This window comes from Archangium violaceum, assembly GCF_016859125.1.
In the GTDB taxonomy this organism is placed as follows: domain Bacteria; phylum Myxococcota; class Myxococcia; order Myxococcales; family Myxococcaceae; genus Archangium; species Archangium violaceum_A.
In genome coordinates this window covers 818422-838931 of the sequence record NZ_CP069338.1, presented here as the reverse complement: position 1 = coordinate 838931, position 20510 = coordinate 818422, and the positions used below count along the sequence as shown (strand labels likewise).

Genomic DNA, 20510 nt, shown 5'->3' with positions numbered 1-20510 from the left:
TGGAGACCGACGGACCGTGCGTGGGCCCATGGCGGCCCCGCGCGTCTTGTCAAGCAGGGGCGTACGCGTTGCTCGCAGGGGTTCAGTCCCCTTTTCCCGCCGCTCCGGACGGGGGATAACAGGAGCAATCCCCCAGCCCTCTTCCAGCGGGAGAGGGGGTACACCCAGAGGAACGTGATGAACGCTCAGGAGCGCAAGGCGGCCTACCGCCAACGCGCGGAGAAGGGCGAGGCGGTCCCCGTCTCGGTCGTGCTCCCCGCCGACCTCGACACCCCGCTCTCCGCCTACCTCAAGCTCGGCGGCGCGCGAGGCTTCATCCTCGAGTCCTGCCATGGTGGCGAGCGGTTCGGCCGCTACAGCCACGTCGGCACCGCACCCTCCGGCCGTCTGCGGCTCGACCGCGACGGCGGCACCCTCTGGCGCGGCGACAACTCGCAGCGTCTCGAGGGCAAGCCGCTCGACATCCTGCGCTCCGTCTGGCGCGAGCATGCCGTCGCCAAGCTCCCAGGCGAGCCCCCGTTCGTCGGCGGCCTGGTGGGCTACCTCGGCTACAACTGCATGTCCTGGTTCGAGCGTCACGTGCCCGACCGGCACAGCCCGGACATCTCCTTCCCCGACTCCGAGTGGCTGCTGTGTGATGAGTTCGTCACCCACGACTCGCGCACCCAGACGCTGCACGCCACCGCCATCGCCCGGCCGTCCCGCCACGGCAGCGTCGTCCAGGCCCTCGCGGACGCCGAGGCTCGCGCCGAGGCCCTCGCCGAGCGCCTGCTGCGGCCCCTGCCCGTGGACGCCTATGTCCCGAATCCTCCCATGCGCGGCGAGCCGGAGGTCTCGGTCAGCTGGGACCGCGCCGGCTACGAGGCCGCCGTGGAGCGCGTGAAGGAGTACATCCGCGCGGGTGACTGCATGCAGGTGGTGCTCGCCCGGCGCTTCGAGGCGCGCGGTGCTCCGCCGCCCCTCTCTCTGTACCGCTCCCTGCGCCGCATCAACCCCTCGCCCTACCTCTTCCACATCGAGCTGGGCGAGGCGCGCGCGTTGGTGGGCGCTTCTCCGGAGCTGCTGGTGCAGGTGCGTGACGGAGACGTCGTGGTGCGCCCCATCGCGGGTACCCGGCGCCGTGGTACCACCGAGGCCGAGGACCTGGCGCTGGAGAAGGAGCTGCTCGCAGACGAGAAGGAGCGCGCCGAGCACATGATGCTGGTGGACCTGGGCCGCAACGACGTGGGCCGCGTGGCCGCGCCGGGCACGGTGCGCGTCGAGGACCTGATGGTCATCGAGCGCTACAGCCACGTGATGCACATCGTCTCGCAGGTGCGCGGCAAGCTCGACGCGAAGTACGACGCGCTCGATGCCCTGGCGTACACCTTCCCCGCGGGCACGGTGTCCGGGGCTCCGAAGATTCGCGCGATGCAGATCATCGACGAGCTGGAGCCCACGCGCCGTGGCCCCTACGCGGGCGCGGTGGGCTACCTGTCCTTCTGCGGCGCGCTGGACCTGGCCATCGCCCTGCGCACCTTCTTCATCGACGGGGACCGCACGCTGTGGGAGGCGGGCGCGGGGCTCGTGGCGGACTCGGTGCCCTCGAAGGAAGCGGACGAGACCGAGGCCAAGGCGAGGGTGCTCGCCACGGCCCTGAAGCAGGCGCGTGAGGGAGGTGTGCGGTGATCCTCGTCATCGACAATTACGACTCGTTCACCTTCAACCTCGTGCAGCTCCTCTACACGCTGGGGGCCGAGGTGAAGGTGGCTCGCAACGATGAGATCGACGCCGAGGGCGTGGTGGCGTCGGGGGCGTCGCACCTGGTGGTGTCGCCGGGGCCGTGCACGCCGACGGAGGCCGGGGTGAGCATGGCGGCCATCCGCGCGGTGAATGTGCCGGTGCTGGGCGTGTGCCTGGGCCACCAGTCCATCGGGGCCGTCTTCGGCGGCAAGGTGGTGCGTGGGCCGGAGCCGGTGCACGGCAAGACGGCCTCCATCCGCCACGAGGGCCGGAGCATCTTCGAGGGCATGCCGCAGGGCTTCCAGGCGGCGCGCTACCACTCGCTGGTGGTGGACGCGGCGACGCTGCCGGCCGAGCTGGAGGCGACGGCGTGGTCGCAGGACGGGCTCATCATGGGGCTGCGGCACCGTGAGCGGCCGGTGGTGGGGGTGCAATTCCATCCCGAGAGCGTCCTCACCCCCGAGGGCCCCCGGCTGGTGCGCAACTTCCTCGAGGGCCGACTGTAGTCTGTCATTCCAAGCGGACACGGCGGAGTACTGCCGCCGTGTCCGGGAATTCTTTACATCACAATCCCAGAAGATTGCTCAGGCTCGCAGGAAGAGCGCGGCCGTCATCACCCCGTTGAGCGCCGTGATGCCGAGGCGGATGCGATCGGGTGCGATGCGGCGACCGACGCGCGCCCCGACATAGCCTCCCACCACCGCGGCGATGGCCATCAGGACCGTCTGCGCCCACCAGACTTCTCCCGCGACGATGAAGCACGTGACGGCCACGGTGTTCGTCGCTCCGACCAGCAGCGTCTTGGCCGCGTTCATCGCCTGGATGTCATTGACGCCGAACAGGCTCCAGACCGCCATCATCATGAGTCCGACGGCTCCGCCGAAATAGCCGCCGTAGACCGCGAGGATGAATTGCCCTCCGAGCAGGAGGGCCGGGCCGATGCGGATGTGCCGCCGGAGCCTCTCGCCCGCCTTTCGCCCGAAGGCGAAGGCCAGGGTGCCGAACAGGAGAAGCCAGGGAATGACCGAGTCGAAGGTGGCCTGGGGGGTCAGGAGGAGCAGCAGCGCCCCAGCGAGACCGCCGGCCAGGCTCACCGGGAGCAGGGCCCTCACGGAGACTCCCTCGAAGCTCCTGAAATCGTCGCGATAGGCCCAGGCGCTGGCGAAACTCCCCGGGAACAGCGCGACGGTGCTCGAGGCGTTGGCGGCGATCGACGGCACGCCGCTCAGCACGAGCGCGGGGAAGGTGATGAACGAGCCGCCGCCAGCGACCGCGTTCATGGCGCCAGCGAGGAAGCTGGCGGTGGCCAGCAGCAGGTCGGAGCTCATGCACCCAGCTTGGGGATGCTGGCGGAACGGCACAATCTGGGATTGGCTGAGGCAGCCTTCGTCCCAGACGAAGGCTGGCCATTCGAGACAGGGTGGACGACCGGTGATGCGTTTCGATCTGACGGACTTGAGACTGTTCCTCCATGTGGCCGAAGCCGGGAGCATCACGGGCGGCGCCGCGCGGAGCCATCTCGCCCTGGCCTCCGCGAGCGCTCGCATTCGTGGCATGGAGGAGGCGCTCGGCATCCCTCTTCTGGAGCGGGAGCGCCGCGGTGTCCGCCCCACTCCGGCGGGACGAACGCTGGTCCATCACGCGCGCACCGTGCTGGAGCAGCTCGAGCGGATGCGCGGCGAATTGGGTGAATACGCCCACGGTTTGAAGGGCCATGTCCGCCTCATGGCCAATACCTCCGCGATGACCGAGTTCCTGCCCGAGGCGCTGAGCGCCTTCCTGGCGGACCACCCGAATGTCAATGTCGACCTGGAGGAGCGGCTCAGCTACGACATCGTGCGGGCCGTGGCCGAGGGGCTGGCGGATGTCGGCATCGTCTCCGACTCCGTCGAGCTCGCGGGCCTGGAAACCTTTCCCTTCCGCACGGACAGGCTCGTCCTCGTCACGGCGCGAGCCCATCCCCTGGCGGCGCACCGCGAGCTCCGCTTCGTCGAGGTGCTGGACCACGAGTTCATCGGGCTGGCCACGGGAAGCGCGCTCCAGGACTACCTGTCCGAGCACGCGGCGCGGGCCGGACGCCGGTTGAAGTTCCGGGTCCGCCTGCGCAGCTTCGACGCGATCTGCCGGCTGGTCGAGCGCGGCATCGGCATTGGCGTGGTTCCCGAGACCGCTGCCCGCAGGTGCCGGAAGTCCATGGCGATCCTCGGGATTCGGTTGACGGACTCCTGGGCCCAGCGCCAGCTCACGCTCTGCGTGCGCCGGTTCGCCGAGCTGCCAGTCCATGCCCAGCAGCTGGTCCACCGGCTCCGCGCGCCAGCGTGAGCCGGGACGCCGTTGGCGCTCAATCCGCCGGAACGGTCTCGATGCGGAGCGCCTCGCGCGCGAAGTGGATCATGCGCTCCATCAGCGCCTGCGTGAAGTCCCGCGGGTTGCGACCGGAGAGGTCCGCCGCCGCCTCCAGCTTCTCCTTGCAACGCAGGTCCATGCAGAGGTTCACGCCCACCCGGCGCTTCGAGTTCACGTCCGTGGTGAGCAGGCCGATCTCGTTCGACGAGCCATAGGAATGGCACCAGTCGCACATATGAGACACCGCCCCGCCTCCCTGCGCGTCGCGGCGGAAGGCGATACCCATGGGGCGCTTGTTGTCCGGCGAGGGGAGCACCAGGAACACCCGGGTCCCGGCCGGCTCGACCCACGTCAGGTAGTCGCGGACGAAGAGCGGGAACTTGATGCCCTCGGGGAGCTCGACCTTCTCCCGGTCCCGCGGGCGGAACGCCTGCAGGAGGTCTTTCTCTGTCTTGATCAGGAACATGCCTATCTCCTCGTGCTGCTGCCCGAGCTCGTGCACCCCCTTCATAAGGGCTTCCGTGGAGTGGATGCACGCTTTCGAGCAGCACGAGTGCTCGGTGGGTCCGCTGGTGGGCGGCCCCCGGGCCCGTTCTCAGCGCCGTGTGTCGCGCCGTTTCTGCTGACGGGCCTGCTCCGCCCGCAGCGCGCCACCAATGCGGCGGCCCGCGACCTGGGTCATCTTCGAGACCGGGTTGCCCATCTTCTTGGGCTTGGCCGGACGCCAGTCGAGCTGGTGGCTGGAGAAGCGCTTATCCCTCATGGAGTGAGTCCTCACGGGTGAGAGGAGACGAGACTGACGGGAGCCCGAGCGCCTGTCAGCTCGTTCGCAGGCAGACCATCCATTATCAAGAACGCGGTGCGGACTCCATGGATGCCCCGAGGCCCTGGTGCGCGGCCGTCAGGTCGCCCCACGGCCACCGGGGCCATCGCACCCTGGCCCACGTGCGATGGGGCTCACCCGGTCGGCCTCGCGCCGTACAGCGTCTCCGCGCGGTGGAAGAGCACCCACGAGGTGATGATGTACTTGTCGTTGGACTCCGGCCGGTTGCCGCGATGGGTGTGGGTGAAGCCGGCGGGGAAGATGAGCATCCGGCCGGCCTTCGATTGGACCTTCTTCTCCTGGTAGAAGAACTCGGTCTCGCCGCCCTGGCTCACGTCGTTCAGGTAGAACTGGAACGCGAGCACCCGGTGCAGCGGCTCGCAGCTCGCGTCCTTCGGATATATCTCCGAATGCCAGTGCGGGTAGCCGCCCGTGCCCTTCAGGTACTTCTGCACGTTGAGCTCGCCGTAGCGGTAGAGGAAGCCGACGAGCTGGTCGAAGGACGGGTCTCCCAACTCGGCGAAGTTCTCCCGCGTGAGCGTCACCAGCTGCCCCGTCTTCGGGTGCCGCGTCGACATGGAGACGGCGCCAATCAGGCTGTAGACGTACTTGCGCAGATAGCTCTTGAGCGGGGGAAACGCCGCATCCAGGAGCCGGCGCAGCACGTCCTGGTACTCCGGGAAGAGGTTGAGCGTGAGGTCGTGACTGTCCTTCTTGGTAAGGTCCACGCCACCGCCAGTACGGCCCCGGTGTACGTGGGTGCTCTTGTCGAACAGCTGGATGATTTCCTGGCACATCCCAGGCGACAGGACGTCGTCGTGGACCTCGATGAAATCGGTCATGGTGGCGGGAGGAGGTGAGAGGTTGCGCGAATTATAGATAAGATGGCGCGAGCAGAGAGGACTCCCCCACCATGCGCCGCTTCTTCGTGCTGTCGATAGCCACGACCCTCCTCGGAGGCTGTTCCTGTCAGGGAACCGCAGGCCAGCCCTCCTCGATCGATGCCGGGCCCGCTTCGCCCCAGCAGGTGTCATCTCCCCAGGCGTTGCACCCCCCACCCACGCCTCCGCCGGAGCCCACCGCCTTCCAAAAGGCCTCACAACTTCACGCCCAGGGCCGGTTGAGCGGCGAGTCGGGCAACTTCCAGCAAGCACTCACGTACTTCCAACAGGCACGGGAGCTCGCTCCGGAGTGGCCCCTCCCCGTCTACGACACGGGCCTCACCTACATCTTGATGGGAGACATTCCCAAGGCCCTCGGGTTCTACGAGCAGGTGGACAAGATGGCGCCGGAGGGGTTCTCCGACACCAAGCGCGTCATCGAGTGTCTTCGCCGCGAGAAGTCCGGCCGCGTGCCCAAGGGGACGTTCCGGAAATTCATCGACGCGATGCGGTCGAAGGAGCCGGAGGAGCTCCAGAAGAAACTCGAGGAGCTGACCCGGACGGCTCCGAATTTCTACCCCGCCTGGCGCGAGCTCATCTCCTACGGCGAGGATCTCGACGAGCAGGAGCGCCGCCTCGCCAAGGCGCTGTCCCTCAAGCCCGATTCCGAGAGCAAGGGCGAGCTGCTCATCTACAAGTCGACCCTCCTGCGCCGCCGTGGCAAGGAAGAGGAGGCCCGCAAGCTGCTCCAATCACTTGTCGATGATCCCCAGTCGACTCCGAACACCGTCATCCGGGCCAAGGAGGCACTCTCCTTCACCCTGCCTCCCTGAGGCGGACCCCTCGTCGCGCCGCCGGGCCCGCTTCCCGCCGGGCCCGTGTCTGGCGCCGGGCCGTGTTCCGTGCCGCACCGAGCCCGCAAAGACAAACAGGAGCCGTGGCATGAAGCCACGGCCCCTGGAACTTCAAATCACACCCAGCCTGGGATTACAGCGAGCCCTTGTAGAGGAGCTTGCCGAACGACAGGGTGGTGGCGTTGGTCTTGATCCACGAGTCGACGGTGGCGGAGGACGCGTCGCCGTAGGTGCCCTTGTAGAGCGCGCCCACGCCGGCCACGTGCGGGGAGGCCATCGAGGTGCCGCTCATGGTGGTGGAGGTGCCGTTCAGCCTGGCCGAGGTGATGCTGGAGCCGGGGGCGTAGATGTCCACGCAGCTGCCGATGTTGGAGAACGACGAGCGCGTGTCGTTGCTGGCGGTGGAGCCCACCGTGGTGGCGGCCGCGGCACCGGCCGGCGAGTAGTTGCAGGCATTGGCGCCGCTGTTGTTACCGGCGGCCACCGCGAGGAACACGCCCGAGTTGGCCAGGTTGTTCGCGGCGGTGTTCACGGCGGTGGAGGCGCCGCCGCCGAGGCTCATGTTGGCCACCGCGGGCTTGACGGCGTTGTTGCGCACCCAGTCCATGCCGGCGATCACGCCCGTGTTGGAGCCGGAGCCACTGCAGTCCAGCACGCGCACGCCGCGCAGCTTGACGCCCTTGGCCACGCCGTAGGTGGTGCCACCCACCGTGCCGCCCACGTGCGTGCCGTGACCCTGGCAGTCGGCGCCGGTGCCGCCGAACGCGTCATACACGTTCGCCGCGCGGCCACCGAACTGCGAGTGGTTCGCCTGCAGACCCGTGTCGATGATGTACGCGGTCACGTTCGACGCGGTGGTCGTATAGGTATACGTCCCGTTCAGCGGCAGGGCCCTCTGGTCGATGCGGTCGAGACCCCAGGTGGCGCCAGTCTGGGTCGCGTCGGCCTGGACCACCGCGTCCTCCTCGACGTACTCGACGACGTCGGTGAGGCGGCGAAGGGCATTGAGCTGGCCCTCATTCAGGTTCACCGAAAAGCCGTTGATGATGCTGAACTCGTGACGCGGAGAGACACCCGCCAGGGCCGCCACGGCGCGAGCGGTGGCGCCATCCTTCAGCTTCACGATGTACGAGCCGTCGATGCGAAGGCCGGGAGCGGCCTGGTGCAGCGGAGCGGCGGACTGGCCGAGTCCGTCATCGTTCATGTCCATCTCGCCACCGCAGGCGGCGAGCGTGAGGGCGGAACCAAGGAACAGCACGTTACGAATGGCGCGCATGGAATTTCCTTCCGCGAAACTGGGGGAATGGTTAGGGGGGTGATGCGCGCGAGAAACTACGAAATCAGGAATCAGATGACAAGCCATTAAAGCAACTTTGTTGCGTTTCGCGGCCTGATCTGGAATGTCGGTTTGGCGTAAAAGTTTGGCTTGAAGGTATGATGTTTGATTTGAAGACAGCGCGCCCGAGGTTGGGGGCTCGATGTGTTCAAGAACAGGTCACCTGTCCGGAATGGAGACATCGCTGTCGCGAGTCGAGACACCCCGACCGCGGCTGACCGTCACGGGCGCGGGTCACCACGAGAGAAGGTTGGCCCTACTTTTCGTCCTCGGGCACATGCCCATAGAGCTGGCCCAGGATATCGGTACCGGCCCCCCACTCCCGTCCGCCTATCGCGATACGGAGGTGCAGGCCGGTATCTACGTGCTTCCACGTGAGGCCACCGTCCTCGCTGTGGTGGTACCAGACATCCCCTCCACTCTTGAAAGGGTCCCTGGCGTGGGTGATGACCCGGACGAGGTCTCCAGAGACGGCGAGCTCATGCACATTGTGAGCTTGGTCCGTGATGGGAACCCACTGCGTTCCTGGCACATCGCGTCGGAGGGACAGCGCCCCTCCCACTCGCCCCACGAGGAACCCACCGCTGCCAGCCTGTAGCTCGGCCCCCTGCATGGGGTCGTGTGTCCAGTGCCTGCCCTGGTCCGAGATGCGGAAGAGTCCGGAGGGGCCGAGCAGCCATATGGTCCCGTCCACTCCCCGTGCGAGTTGCTCCGTGATGCCATTGCGTGTCCCCGGGAGGGACACGGGTGTGAGCGTCTGGCCAGCGTCCGTGCTGACGTACAGCGTGCCCGAGCCAAGTCCCCACACCTCCTGCTCCGAGACGACGAGCAGGCTGGAGGTCCCTGGAACCACGCCGCGCTCCTCCCAACTCCTCCCCTCATCACGCGAGCGGATGAGCTTGTAGGTCCGCGTGTCACTCCGGTCCGGGGTCGGTTGCGACAGGATTCCGAACCATGTGCCGTCGGCACTGGTCATCGTGAGGAGCTTCCCCTCGACGGAGGACCAGGGGCGCAGACGGTCGGGACTGATGCGCCAGAGCGTGGTGCGCTCCTCGTCGAAGTGGGACGTCGTGTAGAACGCGGAGCGCTCGCCGATGAAGAGCTTGTCCGGAAGATCGCGATCGCGCCGATGCCCCAGGGGCTTCCACACACTGTTGACCATGTCGATGCCGCGTCGGTGGCGGAATTCGTTGGTCCAGAGAAGTGCCTGGCCGCACATGCACATGAGGACGGGGCTCAAGAGGAGGAGAGCGAGGAGCTTGCGCATGGTCGTGCCGGCTCAGGGGTGGGCGTTGTTCAGGAGTTGATTCAGCATGAGGGACTTCAGCTCCTGCTCCATCTGTGCGAGTGGGGGCTGGACGCGGCGGCGCACCTCCTCGGACGCGGTCGCGGAGAGGATGTCGACCACGCTCTGGGGCTTCACCTTGCCGATGACCTCGAGAATCTGTTTCAGGCCGTCCTCGTCCAGGATGTCCTGGAGGTCCGGCGTGCTGAGAATGGTGAGGAGATCCTGCGTGGGGAGCTCGAGGAGCCCCGCGTTCACATAGGCATCCACATGGGTGACGTAGGCGAACTCCTTGAACTTCTCCGGATTGCGCTCGAGCGTGGCGAAGTCCTCGGGGCGGGCGCGGCGCGCATCCTCCATCTCTTGCTGAAGGTTCTTCAACGCCTTGTCCCGCCACTCGAGTCCCTTGGGGGACAGCTGGTCGGGTCCGAGCGCCTTGAAGGCCTTGATGTACTTGTCTCCGTACTGGAGATAGTACGGCGGCGGCGGCGTCCCCGGGTTGCGCGCGACGAAGTCGAAGTGGCGCTTGCGGTAGTAATCCATCGTCCCCGTGGGGAACTCGCGCGGCGAGTTCGCGCCCGGGGGAAGAGAAGGGGCCTGGGTGACGATGTTCGACCCTTGTGTGTTTACCGTTCGGGTCGTCGGCGTGGACCTGGGAGAAGGGGCTGCGTTCTGGACTTCGGCGAGCTCGTCCGGCGTGGGGGTTGCTCCACCGGCACGGGTGCCGGACACAGAGGTGGTCATGCGTCTGCTCCTGGTTGGGATTCACCCGGCCCTGAGCAAGGCGCCTGCCAGCGGTCCTCTCCTCCGCCGTGTCGCGAACGCGAGCACCCGAGGCATCCATCGAGGTGGATGGTTCCTCCGCACACATGGATGGTTCCAGGCGCGGAGGGTCCGGCGTCATCGACCTCCCCTCAGGGTGGATTCACCTCGCGGAAGGGCCGCACCCAGCCATGGATGTCGTCCCACGGCCCGACCGTCGCGAGGTTCACGGCGGGGTCCACCAATCGCTGACGCGGTCGGCCATTGAGGCTCGCGAAGGCGTCCACGCGCACCTCGACTCCGGGGTATCCCCGCTCGGCGAAGTCACGGGCCAGGTAGTGCGCGAAGGTCAGCAGCATGTCCGGCTGCGTGGCCATCATCGACACCACCCAGCGCTTCCCGGTGGAGGGCTCGCTGACGCGGAACCCGGCCATCCCGTCCTTCTCCATCAGCATCACGTTCCACGAGAAGCGGAAGCCTTCCTCCGTCCACAGCACGTCGCCCGGGTAGAGCAGGTGCCGCAGCGGGAGGAGGAATTGCACCGCGATGAAGGCCAGGGCCAGCCCGGGTCCCCCCCACGGTGCGGCGCCCACGGCTGCTCGAAGAGGTGGCCGAGCACCGGCAGGTTCGTGCTCGCCCTGAGCCAGATCTTCATCGGCTGCGCGTGGAGGAGCCAGTCGCTCTTCAACCTGGCCACGCCGCCCAAGAAATACACGAGGCCCTCCTGGGCCCTGAACAGCCACAGCCACCACGCGGGCACGGTGCGCATCGCGCCCGCCGCGCCTGGTGGGAGCAGCACCATCAGCACCCCCACCAGCGAGATGAAGTCGTAGTGGTTGAGGTAGTACGTCTTGTCGATGAGGTGCGCGTACGTGAAGGTGAGCAGGAACGTGAGCGCGCTCGCCCGGTACGCCACGCCCAGCGTGATGCCCAACGCCCCCAGCCCCATCCGCGCGAAGTGGAGGTACATGCCCACGCCCGGCCACGGGCGGATCCACTTCAGCCCCGCGTAGGGGAAGAGCACCTTCGGTGCCAGGTAGTGCTCGTGAATCCATCCGTACGCGAAGAAGCGCGCGACGGCGATCACCATGAGCAGCCCGAAGAGGACCCGGTACGTCACCAGCGAGGCCGGATCCACCGGGGCGAACAGTGACTCTCCGAGCCGCTCGCGGAGGGCTCGGAGGGGGAACCCGGGGGGCGCGATACCCTCACCCCCGCCCCTCTCCCGGAGGGCGAGGGGAGTGGTGGGCTCAATCGCCATCGTTGTCGTTGAACTTGAGCGTCACTCCCAGGTTGGCCACCACCTCGGAGGTGAGCGTGGCGCGCAGGTCGAAATGGGGTTCCCCGCGCGACGGGGAGGGACCACGCACTCCCGCGCGTTCAGCCGCGCAGGTGGGTGGTGTCGTTCCAGAGCTGGAGGACCTGCTGGTCCCCCTCCGAGTCGAAGCCGAGCACGCTGATGGAGGCGGTATTCAGCGTGAAGAGGCGCCCCTCGGTGGGAGGCAGTCCCAGCCAGCGCGCGGTGAGTACCCGCAGCAGGTGGCCATGGGAGAAGAGGAGCACGTTGCCTTCCACGGTGCGGGCCTCGGCGATGATGCGGTCCGCGCGCGCGCCCACGTCACGTGCCGACTCGCCGCACGGCACGCCGTCCGCCCAGAGGGTCCAGTTCGGACTGGTGGCGCGGATCTCCCCCTTGGTCTTTCCCTCGAAGGTGCCGTAGTCCCACTCCATCAGGTCCGTGCGCAGCTCGGCCTTTTCTCCATGACCAGAGAGCGCGCACGTCTCGCTCGCGCGGCTCAGGGGGCTCGTCCACACCGCGGCGACGTTCCACCTGCGCAGTGCGTGCCGGAGCTCGGTGGCCATACGGCGCCCCTCTTCCACGAGGGGGATGTCCGTGCGGCCGGTGTGCTGACCGGTGCGGCTCCACGCGGTTTCTCCATGGCGGACGAGGACGAGCACGGGGGAAGGGGTTTTCATGGGGCCCATCCTGCGTGCCACGTGGCTCCGTACTCAATGGTGGGGGTGAAGGGGGAGGTGGGCTCCAGGGCGCTCTTTCATGAAATCGGGGCGTACGGGGTCTTAAGAATTATTTCGGGGCAACCCCGGCACTTGGGTGCAAGTAAATTTCGTGAGACATACGCGGGCGGAGCCCGGGTTGTGCCGGACCCGGACCCCTCGTCTGTGAGGGACTTGCATTTGGAATTTGACAAAGCGATGGAGCGCTGGGCCCTGCTGTCGTACCGGCGGCCCGGACGGGTGCTTGCGTGTGTCGTGGCGGTAGCGCTCCTGGCGGGCCTGCTTGCCTCGCGACTCGTCTTCCACGGCTCCTTCGTGGAACTGCTCCCGGCGGACACCCAGGAGGTGCGGGACCTGGAGGCCGTGTCCCAGAAGGCCGGCGGTGACGGCTATCTGGTTCTGCGGGCCCGAGGGGCCGCTCCGGAGACCCTGCGCCGCTTCGCCCACGCGCTGGCGCCGCGGCTGGAGGCCCTGGAGGAGGTCCGCTACACCGAGTTCCGCTACGACACGCGCTTCTTCAAGGAGCGTGCCCTGCTCCTGCTCTCCGCGGAGCAGTTGCGCGGCCTGCGCGAGGATCTCGAGTCCGTGCTCGAGGCGGAGAAGCTCGCCGCCAACCCGCTCTACGTCCAGCTCGAGGACACGCCGCCGCCCTCGCTGGAGGAGATCGCCCGCCGCCATGCGCCGCGCGCGGCCTTGAGCGAGTACCTGACGTCGCCGGACGGCAGCGAGCTGTACCTGTTCGTGAAGCCCTCCGGTGTCGCGGGGGACCTCGTCTTCGCCCAGCGGTTGTTGACGCGGGTGCAGGCCACGAGCGCCGAGGTGGCTCGAGACTTCCCGGGCGTGCAGACGGATGCCACGGGTGCGCACGTGCTCCGGCTCGAGGAGGACCGGCGGATGCGCCAGGATCTCACGCGCTCCTCGCTGCTCTCGTGCGCCATCGCGGCGCTCATCGTCGTGCTGTCCTGCCGGCGCATCACCGCGCTCCTCGTGGTGGGGGCCCCCGTGGGCGCGGGCCTGCTCGTCACCTTCGCGGTGGCTCAGCAGACCGTCGGTTATCTCAACATCATCACCGGCTTCCTCGTCGCCATCCTCATCGGGCTCGGCATCGAGTACGGCCTGCACCTGGCGATGCGCTACTCCGAGGAGCGCCGCCAGTTCCCCGCTGGCGCGGCCCTGCGTGAGGCCGTCCTGGGCACCTGGAAGGGCGCGTTGACGTCGGCCTGCACCAACGCCGCCGCCTTCTCCGCGCTCATGCTCGCCGAGTTCGAGGCCTTCGCCCAGTTCGGGTGGATCGCCGCCGTCGGCGTGATGCTCACCGTGCTGGCCACGTACCTGATCGGCCCCGCGCTCATCACCCTGACCGAGCGGCTCCGTCCGGCGCGCGCCGAGGCTCCGCTGCCGTCCTCCCGGCCCCACCGCGAGCCACGGCGCATGCCCCGGGGCGCGCTGGTGGGCATCGTCGTGGGCGTGGGCGTGCTGGTGGCCTGGTCCGCCTCGGTGGTGGGCAGGATTGGCTTCGAGCCCGACATGCGCAAGCTGCGCGGGGAGTTCGCCGCCACGAAGCTCGATGATCGCATCATCGCCCAGCTGGGACGGCGCCATTCGCCCACCGTCTTCCTCACCCAGGACGTCGCGCAGGCGGGCCAGCTCGCGGCCACGTTGCGCGAGCTCGAGGCCCGCCACGGTGAGTCGCGGACCTTCGCGGAGGTGGTCTCGCTCAGTGACTTCCTGCCGCGCACCGGCGCCGATATCGAGGCCGAGCGCGCCGCGTTGCGAGCGTTCTTCGACGAGCTGCCCGAGAGCGCCCGGAGCTCGGAGCGGCTTCGTCCCGCGCTGAGCCAGCTGGAGACGATGCTGAACGCGAAGCCCTTCGGTGTGGAGGAGCTGCCCACCGAGGTCCGCCGCCGCTTCACCGCGCTGGATGGCGAGGGAAGCTTCGTGCTCGCCTTCAAGCGGGAGTCGCTCTCCGACACGGATGCGCTGCACCGCTTCGGCGACCAGATGGTCGAGCTGCGGGAGGTGGCCCGTGCGAGGGGATTGCGGTTCCAGGTGCTCGACTCGAACCTCATCGCCTACCGCATCTTCGACCTGGTGAAGCTGGATGGCCCCTGGCTGCTGCTGGCCGCGGGCCTCGCGGTGTTCGCGATGATGGTGGTGAGCCTGCGCAGCCTGCGCCGGGCGGGGCTGGTGGCCGGGCCGCTGTACCTCGGGCTCGCCTGTCTGCCGGCGGCGATGTACGCCTACGGGCTCAAGCTCAACTTCATCAACGCGGTGGTGCTGCCCAACCTGCTGGCGATCGCCGTGGACAACGCGGTGCACCTCTACCACCGCTACCGCGAGGAGGGGCCGGGCTCGCTTCCCCATGTGGTGCGCACCACGGGTGTCGCGGCGGTGGTGGCCACCCTGTCCAACGCGGCGGGCTATGGCGCGCTGCTCACCGCGGGCCACCCGGGGCTGCGCTCCATCGGAGAGCTGGCGTTGCTGGGCGTCGCCTGCGCCACCCTGGGGACGACGGTGCTGTTCCCTGCCGTCCTCGCGCTGCTCGAGCGGAACGAGCCCGGCGCACCCCAGGAGCAGGAGGAGGACGCCCTGTCCCTGCCCTTCGAGGTGGAGGCGGACGAGGAGACCCAGCGCTCCGTGTGACGAAGGCGGCCCGGCCTTCGTCGTTCACTCCTCGGTGATCGGCAGCGCCAGGACGAAGAGGGCGCCCTTGCCGGGCTCTGATTGCACCGTCAGCGTGCCGCCGTGGGCCTCGGCGATGCTCCGGACGAGATACAGCCCGAGGCCGAGCCCCTTGGAGCCCGGTCCCTTGGCGAAGCGCTCGAAGAGCCGAGGCATCACCTCCGGAGAGATGCCGGGTCCCTGATCCTTCACCGACACCAGGGCCCACGGCCCGTCCTCACGCTGCTGGCGGGTGACGTCGACGCGCACCGGAATCCCGGCCGGGGAGTGCTTCTGCGCATTGGCCACCAGGTTCGAGAGGGCCTGGCGGATGCGTTCCGGGTCCGCGGGCACCACCAACTCCTGCATGCCGGCGAGTTGGACCTCCCGGCCGGGCGTGGTGGCCAGCCTCGCCACCTCCTCGGAGATCGCCACCAGGTCCACCGGGTACTTCGTCAGGGAGAAGAGGCCCTGCTCCAGCCTCCCCGCGTCCATGAGGTCCGAAATCAGCCGGACGAGCGCCTTGAGCGATTGTTCGGCTGCCTGGGCATCACGCAGGTACTCCGAGGCCCGCTCCCGGATCGCGCGCCGCTGAATCAGCTCGAGGCGTATCCGGAGGGGGTTCAGGTGGTTGCTCATGTCATGGGCCAGGATGGTGATGAGCTCCTCGGCGGCGGCGCGGCGCCCTTGTTCCACGGCCGCTTTCGTCAGTGCTTCGCTGAGCTCGACCCGGTGGACCACCGCGCCCACCCACCGGGCCGCCGTCTCGAGGAAGCGCACGTCGTCCTCGGTGAACAGGTCCGGCGTGGCGGACTGCACGTCGAGCACGCCCCTGCGCTCGCTCCCCACCTCGATGATGACCCCGATATGCGAGCGGACGCCGAGCCCGTTGACGATGCCGAGCAACTCTCCGGGGTCCTCATGCTGGCGGGGGTGGTGCCACGTCTTGCCCGTCTGGAAGACCTCCACGGAGCGTCCCCCGTTGGCGATCGGAAGACGGTCCAACCCCAGGCTTCTCTGCTTCCTGCTCATGGGGCTATCGCTCGTCCCGACGGCGACGAGGCTGGTGGTGGACGGCTTGAAGAGGAACACGTCGACCTTGTCGGCCCCCATGAGCTCGATGACGCATTGAGCGACCTGGTTCAGTGCCGATTCCTCATCCGCGGGAGAAATCTCCAGCAGCTCCTCGAGCGCCCGGAGCATCCGGTCTCGCTGCTCCGATGTCCCTGCCTTCCTCTCAGAGTCCATGGCTTCACCATGGTCATCGAGAGGAAGGTTCAACGCGGAGTAGGAGCAAGGAGGCCAGGATGCGCTTCATGGCCCGAATGGACTCGGACCAGGGCCCTCTCCCAGGAAGGGAGAGGGCCAGGGAGACAATTCAGCGCTTGAGGCCGCGCTTGAGCTCGGCGCACACCTGCCGGGCCGCCGCGGGCCCATCGGCCTGAGCGGCACGGACGATGGCACTGCCCACCACCACGCCATCCGCGTGGGCTCCCACCACCCCGGCCTGCTCGGCGGTGGAGATGCCGAAGCCCGCGACCACCGGTACCGGCGAGAAGCGTCGCACCAGCTCCAACCGCTCGGACAGGTTCGCCGGCAGCTCCGAGCGCATGCCCGTCACGCCCGCCACCGACACGCAGTACACGAAGCCACGCGCGTCCTTCGCGATGGTCTCCGCTCGGGCCGGCGACGTGGTGGGCGCGCACAGCGGGATGAGCGCCAGCCCCTCCTTGTCGAAGGCCGCGCGGATGCTCGCGCTCTCCTCGGGAGGCAGGTCCGGCAGGATGGTGCCCGCCACCCCGCGCTCCCGGGCCAGCTTCGCGTAGCGCTCCTCGCCCAGGGCCATCACCACGTTGACGTACGTCATCACCACCAGCGGTGTCTGGGGGCAGCGCTCGCGCACCGCGGGCACCACCTCGTCCAGCACCCGCCTGAGCGTGGCGCCAGCCTTCAGGGCCCGCTCGGACGCGGCCTGGATGACCGGGCCGTCCGCGATGGGATCGCTGAACGCCACGCCAATCTCCAGGATGTCCGCGCCGCCTTCCACACACGCGGCGAACACGTCCACCGAGCGGGCCAGGTCTGGATCTCCCGCCATGGCGTACGCCACCAGCGCGCCTTCACCGCGGGCCTTCGCCCGGGCGAACGCTTCCGCGATCTCCCCGCTCATGCGCCCTCCTGACCGATGGCGGCGGGAATCCCGCGCGCCGCGATGGTGGCCACGTCCTTGTCGCCGCGGCCCGAGCAGTTGATGACCAGGTGCTTGCCCTTGCCCAGCTCACGGGCCAGGTCTTCCGCGCGCGCGAAGGCATGCGAGGACTCCAGGGCGGGCAGGATGCCCTCGGTGCGAGACACCCGGTAGAAGGCCGCCAGCGCCTCGTCGTCCGTGGCGGTGCGCACTTCCAGCCGCCCCGTCTTCGCCAGGTGCGCCAGCTCCGGCCCCACGCCCGGGTAGTCCAGGCCGGCGGAGATGGAGTGCGCCTCGATGATCTGCCCGTTCTCGTCCTGCAGCACCAGCGAGCGCGAGCCGTGGAGCACGCCCTCGGTGCCCAGCGTCAGGGACGCGCCGTGCTGCCCCGAGCTCAGGCCGTGGCCGCCGGCCTCGACACCCACCAGCCGCACGTCCTTGTCGTGGATGAAGGGGTGCAGGATGCCGATGGCGTTCGAGCCACCGCCGATGCACGCGATGATGGCGTCCGGCAGCTTGCCGAAGGCCACCAGCGACTGCGTGCGCACCTCGCGGCCGATGACGGACTGGAAGTCGCGGACGATGGTGGGGTAGGGGTGGGGGCCGGCCGCGCTGCCGATGACATAGTAGGTGTCCTCCACCTGCGCCACCCAGGTGCGCATGGCCTCGTTCATCGCGTCCTTGAGCGTGCGCGAGCCCGACTCCACCGGCGTCACCTTGGCTCCCAGCGCCTTCATGCGGAAGACGTTGAGCGACTGGCGCTCCACGTCCACCGCGCCCATGAAGACCTCGCAGGGCATGCCGAACAGGGCGCACGCGGTGGCCGTGGCCACGCCGTGCTGGCCCGCGCCCGTCTCCGCGATGATGCGCTTCTTGCCCATCCGCCGCGCCAGCAGCACCTGGCCGATGGTGTTGTTGATTTTGTGGGCGCCCGTGTGCGCGAGGTCCTCTCGCTTGAGCCACACCTCGGCGCCACCCCACAGCTCGGTGAGCCGGCGCGCGGGCGTCAGCGGCGTCTCGCGCCCGACGTACTCGCGCAGCACCTGCGAGACCTGCTCGTCGAAGGCCGGGTCCTTACGGGCCTCGGCATAGGCCTGCTCCAGCTCCAGATGTGCCGGGACCAGCGTCTCCGGCACGTAACGGCCGCCGTAACGCCCGAAGCGGCCCGGGGCGGTTTCCGTGTCCATGGTCTTCATCACTCCCAAAGCAGGGGCTTCACGGCGCGCACGAAGGCGCGCACCGCGTCCGCATCCTTGACGCCGGGGCTGACTTCCACCCCACTCGCCACATCCACGCCGTAGGGCCGGGTGGCCCGCACGGCTTCCCGGACATTGCCGGGGTTGAGTCCTCCGGCCACCAGCACCGGCACGCCCGCGTCCGCGAGCCGCGCCACCAGCGACCAGTCGAAGCCCACGCCTCCGCCGCCGTAGCCCGGCGCCGCCCCGTCCAGCAGCAGCGTGGCCACGTCGCCCACGCCCACATAGGTTCGCGCCCGCTCCACGTCCTCGAGTCCCCGCACCCGCAGGGCCTTGATGACCGGCACGCCGTAGCCCTCGCAGGCCTCGGGCGGCTCGTCCCCGTGCAGCTGCACCGCCGTCAGCCCGCAGTCACGCACCCGAGCGCGGATGATGTCCGCTGACTCGTTGACGAAGACGCCCACCACGGAGCCCAGCGCCGGCCTCGTGCGCGCCAGGACCGCCGCCGTCTCCGGTGTCACGTACCTCGGCGAGCGCAGGTAGAAGTTGAGCCCCAGTGCGTCCGCGCCCGCGGCCCACGCCACCCGCGCGTCCTCCTCGCGGGTGATGCCGCAGATCTTCACCCTCGGGCTCACGGCGCACCCACGGGCGCGAGCAGCTTCGCCAGCGCACGGCCCGGCTCGGCGTCGCGCAGCAGGGACTCGCCCACGAGCACCGCGTCGGCTCCAGCCGCCCGGGCCGCCGCGAAGTCCTCGCGCGTCTTGAGGCCACTCTCGGCCACCAGCGCCTTCGCCCGGCTTCGCAGGGCGGGAATCACCCGCAGGGCGGTGGCCGTGTCCGTGCGCAGCGTGGCGAGGTTCCGGTTGTTGATGCCCACCAGCTCCGCGCCCGCCTTCAGCGCCCGCTCGGCGTGCTCCTGCGTGTGGGCCTCGACGAGCGCCGCCACCCTGCAGGCCTTCGCCGCCGCCACCATCTCCGCGAGCTCCCCGTCCTCCAGCGCGTCCGCGATGAGCAGCACCGCGTCCGCGCCGATGGCCGCGCTCTCCTCCACCTCCTGCGGCGCCACCAGGAAGTCCTTGCGCAGCACCGGCAGAGAGATGGCCGCGCGCACCTGGAGGAGATCCTCGAGGCTGCCTCCGAAGTCCACGTCGTCCGTGAGCACGCTCACCGCGCTCGCTCCGGCGGCCTCGTACGCCTTCGCCACCGCCACCAGGTCCTGGTGCGGGAAGTCGCCACCCGAGGGGCTGCGGCGTTTCACCTCGGCGATGACGTTCACCGGAACGTCCGGGCGGTGCCGGGTGAGGGCGGCCGCGAAGTCCCGGCCGGTGGGGCGGGGCGCGCTCGCCACCAGGGGCTTGCGCGCGGCGAGCTCCCGGCGCTTGCGCGCGAAGATGGCCGCGAGCTTGTCCGTTTCGGGCGCGCTCATGCCGGACCTCCCTTCACGAGGGCTTCCAGTTTGGCCGCCGCGGCGCCGGAGTCGATGGACTCCACCGCGCGCAGCACTCCTTCCTTGAGGTTCGCCGCCTTGCCCACCACGACCAGGGCGGCCGCGGCGTTGAGCAGCACCGCCGTGCGCACGCCGGAGCGCTCACCCGCGAGCAGCGCCTTGAGGCGCCGGGCGTTGTCCTCCACGTCCCCTCCGACGATGGACTCGGGCGGTACCCGCTCCAGTCCCGCGTCCTCGGGGGTGACGGTGAAGGTCCGCACCGAGCCGTCCTCACGCAGCTCCGCCACGTCCGAGGCCGTGCACGGGGAGAGCTCGTCCAGCCCATCGCGGCCGTGCACCACCCAGGCGCGCTTGCTGCCCAGCCGCGACAGGACACGCGCCGTCTGCTCCAGCCGCTCACCCGCGAAGGTGCCGAGCAGCTGGTAGCACGCGCCCGCCGGGTTGGTCAGGGGCCCCAGCAGGTTGAAGAGGGTGTGCAGGCCAATCTCCCGCCGGGCCGGCGCCACGTGCCGCAGGGCGCTGTGGTGCGAGGGCGCGAAGAGGAAGCCCACGCCGTGGAGATCCACATCCCGCGTCACCTGCTCGTGAGAGCGGTCCATGGCGACGCCCAGCGCGGCGAGCACGTCCGAGCTGCCACACCGCGAGGACACCGCCCGGTTGCCGTGCTTGGCCACCGTGACGCCCGCGCCCGCGGCCACGAAGGCCACGGCCGTGGAGATGTTGAAGGTGTGCGCGCCGTCTCCGCCCGTGCCGCAGGTATCCAACACCACCTGGGCCTGGGGGTGGATGCGCGTGGCGCAGGCCCGCATGGCCTCCGCCGCTCCGAGGATCTCGTCCTCGGTCTCACCCTTCATGCGCAACGCGACCGCGAAGGCGCCTACCTGGGCAGGCGTCGCTTCTCCCGCGAGCATCTGGCCCATCACCAGGGCCATCTCCTCGCGGGTCAAGTCGCGCCGGCCAACGACCCTACCCAGCGCTTCCTTGAGTGTCATG

General features: G+C 69.0%; 21 protein-coding genes. 5 read left to right on the top strand and 16 right to left on the bottom strand.

Annotated features, from left to right (window positions below; translation table 11 throughout):
- Positions 1–177 precede the first annotated feature (177 nt).
- Positions 178–1668 carry an anthranilate synthase component I family protein gene (locus JQX13_RS03585; protein ID WP_203407680.1) on the top strand — a complete coding sequence of 497 codons (1491 nt, stop codon included), beginning with the start codon at positions 178–180 and terminating at the stop codon, positions 1666–1668.
- Positions 1665–2228, top strand: coding sequence for an anthranilate synthase component II (locus tag JQX13_RS03580; RefSeq protein WP_203407679.1), 564 nt, complete (start codon positions 1665–1667; stop codon positions 2226–2228). The genes JQX13_RS03585 and JQX13_RS03580 overlap by 4 nt, the downstream gene beginning before the upstream one ends.
- Before the next feature lie 78 nt (positions 2229–2306).
- Here JQX13_RS03580 and JQX13_RS03575 read toward each other — a convergent pair whose 3' ends face one another.
- Entirely contained in the window at positions 2307–3050 is a 744-nt protein-coding gene (locus tag JQX13_RS03575; RefSeq protein WP_203407678.1) for a sulfite exporter TauE/SafE family protein, read from the bottom strand.
- A 106-nt stretch (positions 3051–3156) separates the two neighbouring features.
- Here JQX13_RS03575 and JQX13_RS03570 point away from each other — a divergent pair, with 106 nt between their 5' ends.
- The gene (locus JQX13_RS03570; protein ID WP_203407677.1) at positions 3157–4044 is read left to right on the top strand and encodes a LysR substrate-binding domain-containing protein; all 888 of its coding nucleotides are present in this window, start codon (positions 3157–3159) and stop codon (positions 4042–4044) included.
- Between the two features lie 19 nt (positions 4045–4063).
- Here JQX13_RS03570 and JQX13_RS03565 read toward each other — a convergent pair whose 3' ends face one another.
- The 3 genes from JQX13_RS03565 to JQX13_RS03555 all read right to left on the bottom strand — a co-directional run bounded on the left by JQX13_RS03565 (position 4064) and on the right by JQX13_RS03555 (position 5733).
- Positions 4064–4534 (bottom strand): FBP domain-containing protein, encoded by a 471-nt coding sequence (locus tag JQX13_RS03565; RefSeq protein ID WP_203411860.1) that lies wholly within the window; start codon positions 4532–4534, stop codon positions 4064–4066.
- Between the two features lie 129 nt (positions 4535–4663).
- The gene (locus JQX13_RS03560; RefSeq protein WP_203407676.1) at positions 4664–4831 is read right to left on the bottom strand and encodes a hypothetical protein; all 168 of its coding nucleotides are present in this window, start codon (positions 4829–4831) and stop codon (positions 4664–4666) included.
- Positions 4832–5025: 194 nt separating this feature from the next.
- Positions 5026–5733: a 2OG-Fe(II) oxygenase family protein gene (locus JQX13_RS03555; RefSeq protein ID WP_203407675.1), complete on the bottom strand. Its 708-nt coding sequence runs from the start codon at positions 5731–5733 to the stop codon at positions 5026–5028.
- A 71-nt stretch (positions 5734–5804) separates the two neighbouring features.
- Between JQX13_RS03555 and JQX13_RS03550 the strand changes: the two genes are divergently transcribed.
- A complete protein-coding gene (locus JQX13_RS03550) occupies positions 5805–6605 on the top strand; it encodes a hypothetical protein (RefSeq protein WP_203407674.1) in 801 nt (266 codons plus the stop codon).
- Between the two features lie 154 nt (positions 6606–6759).
- Here the strand turns inward: JQX13_RS03550 and JQX13_RS03545 are convergent, their stop codons facing one another.
- From JQX13_RS03545 to JQX13_RS03520, 6 genes are all read right to left on the bottom strand, one after another.
- A complete protein-coding gene (locus JQX13_RS03545; protein ID WP_203407673.1) occupies positions 6760–7902 on the bottom strand; it encodes a S8 family peptidase in 1143 nt (380 codons plus the stop codon).
- Between the two features lie 316 nt (positions 7903–8218).
- Positions 8219–9124, bottom strand: a complete 906-nt coding sequence (locus JQX13_RS03540; RefSeq protein WP_203407672.1) for a WD40/YVTN/BNR-like repeat-containing protein — start codon at positions 9122–9124, stop codon at positions 8219–8221.
- A gap of 117 nt (positions 9125–9241) precedes the next feature.
- On the bottom strand, positions 9242–9991 hold the full coding sequence (locus JQX13_RS03535; protein ID WP_203407671.1) for a hypothetical protein: 750 nt from the start codon (positions 9989–9991) through the stop codon (positions 9242–9244).
- 170 nt (positions 9992–10161) lie between these two features.
- Positions 10162–10551, bottom strand: coding sequence for an HTTM domain-containing protein (locus JQX13_RS03530; RefSeq protein ID WP_203407670.1), 390 nt, complete (start codon positions 10549–10551; stop codon positions 10162–10164).
- Positions 10464–11270, bottom strand: coding sequence for an HTTM domain-containing protein (locus tag JQX13_RS03525; RefSeq protein ID WP_203407669.1), 807 nt, complete (start codon positions 11268–11270; stop codon positions 10464–10466). The genes JQX13_RS03530 and JQX13_RS03525 overlap by 88 nt, the downstream gene beginning before the upstream one ends.
- A gap of 119 nt (positions 11271–11389) precedes the next feature.
- Positions 11390–11986 carry a histidine phosphatase family protein gene (locus tag JQX13_RS03520; protein ID WP_203407668.1) on the bottom strand — a complete coding sequence of 199 codons (597 nt, stop codon included), beginning with the start codon at positions 11984–11986 and terminating at the stop codon, positions 11390–11392.
- A gap of 219 nt (positions 11987–12205) precedes the next feature.
- Here JQX13_RS03520 and JQX13_RS03515 point away from each other — a divergent pair, with 219 nt between their 5' ends.
- Complete coding sequence (locus JQX13_RS03515) at positions 12206–14668, top strand: efflux RND transporter permease subunit (RefSeq protein ID WP_239014515.1); 2463 nt, start codon at positions 12206–12208, stop codon at positions 14666–14668.
- Positions 14669–14692: 24 nt separating this feature from the next.
- Here the strand turns inward: JQX13_RS03515 and JQX13_RS03510 are convergent, their stop codons facing one another.
- From JQX13_RS03510 to trpD, 6 genes are all read right to left on the bottom strand, one after another.
- Positions 14693–15934, bottom strand: coding sequence for a GAF domain-containing sensor histidine kinase (locus tag JQX13_RS03510; protein ID WP_203407667.1), 1242 nt, complete (start codon positions 15932–15934; stop codon positions 14693–14695).
- A 130-nt stretch (positions 15935–16064) separates the two neighbouring features.
- Entirely contained in the window at positions 16065–16856 is a 792-nt protein-coding gene (trpA, locus tag JQX13_RS03505; protein WP_203407666.1) for a tryptophan synthase subunit alpha, read from the bottom strand.
- On the bottom strand, positions 16853–18061 hold the full coding sequence (trpB, locus tag JQX13_RS03500) for a tryptophan synthase subunit beta (protein WP_203407665.1): 1209 nt from the start codon (positions 18059–18061) through the stop codon (positions 16853–16855). The genes trpA and trpB overlap by 4 nt, the downstream gene beginning before the upstream one ends.
- Positions 18062–18069: 8 nt before the next feature.
- Positions 18070–18705, bottom strand: coding sequence for a phosphoribosylanthranilate isomerase (locus tag JQX13_RS03495; protein ID WP_203407664.1), 636 nt, complete (start codon positions 18703–18705; stop codon positions 18070–18072).
- Positions 18702–19496 (bottom strand): indole-3-glycerol phosphate synthase TrpC, encoded by a 795-nt coding sequence (locus tag JQX13_RS03490; RefSeq protein WP_203407663.1) that lies wholly within the window; start codon positions 19494–19496, stop codon positions 18702–18704. Before JQX13_RS03490 ends, JQX13_RS03495 begins: the two co-directional genes overlap by 4 nt.
- The gene (gene trpD, locus JQX13_RS03485; protein ID WP_203407662.1) at positions 19493–20509 is read right to left on the bottom strand and encodes an anthranilate phosphoribosyltransferase; all 1017 of its coding nucleotides are present in this window, start codon (positions 20507–20509) and stop codon (positions 19493–19495) included. The genes JQX13_RS03490 and trpD overlap by 4 nt, the downstream gene beginning before the upstream one ends.
- Position 20510 lies beyond the last annotated feature (1 nt).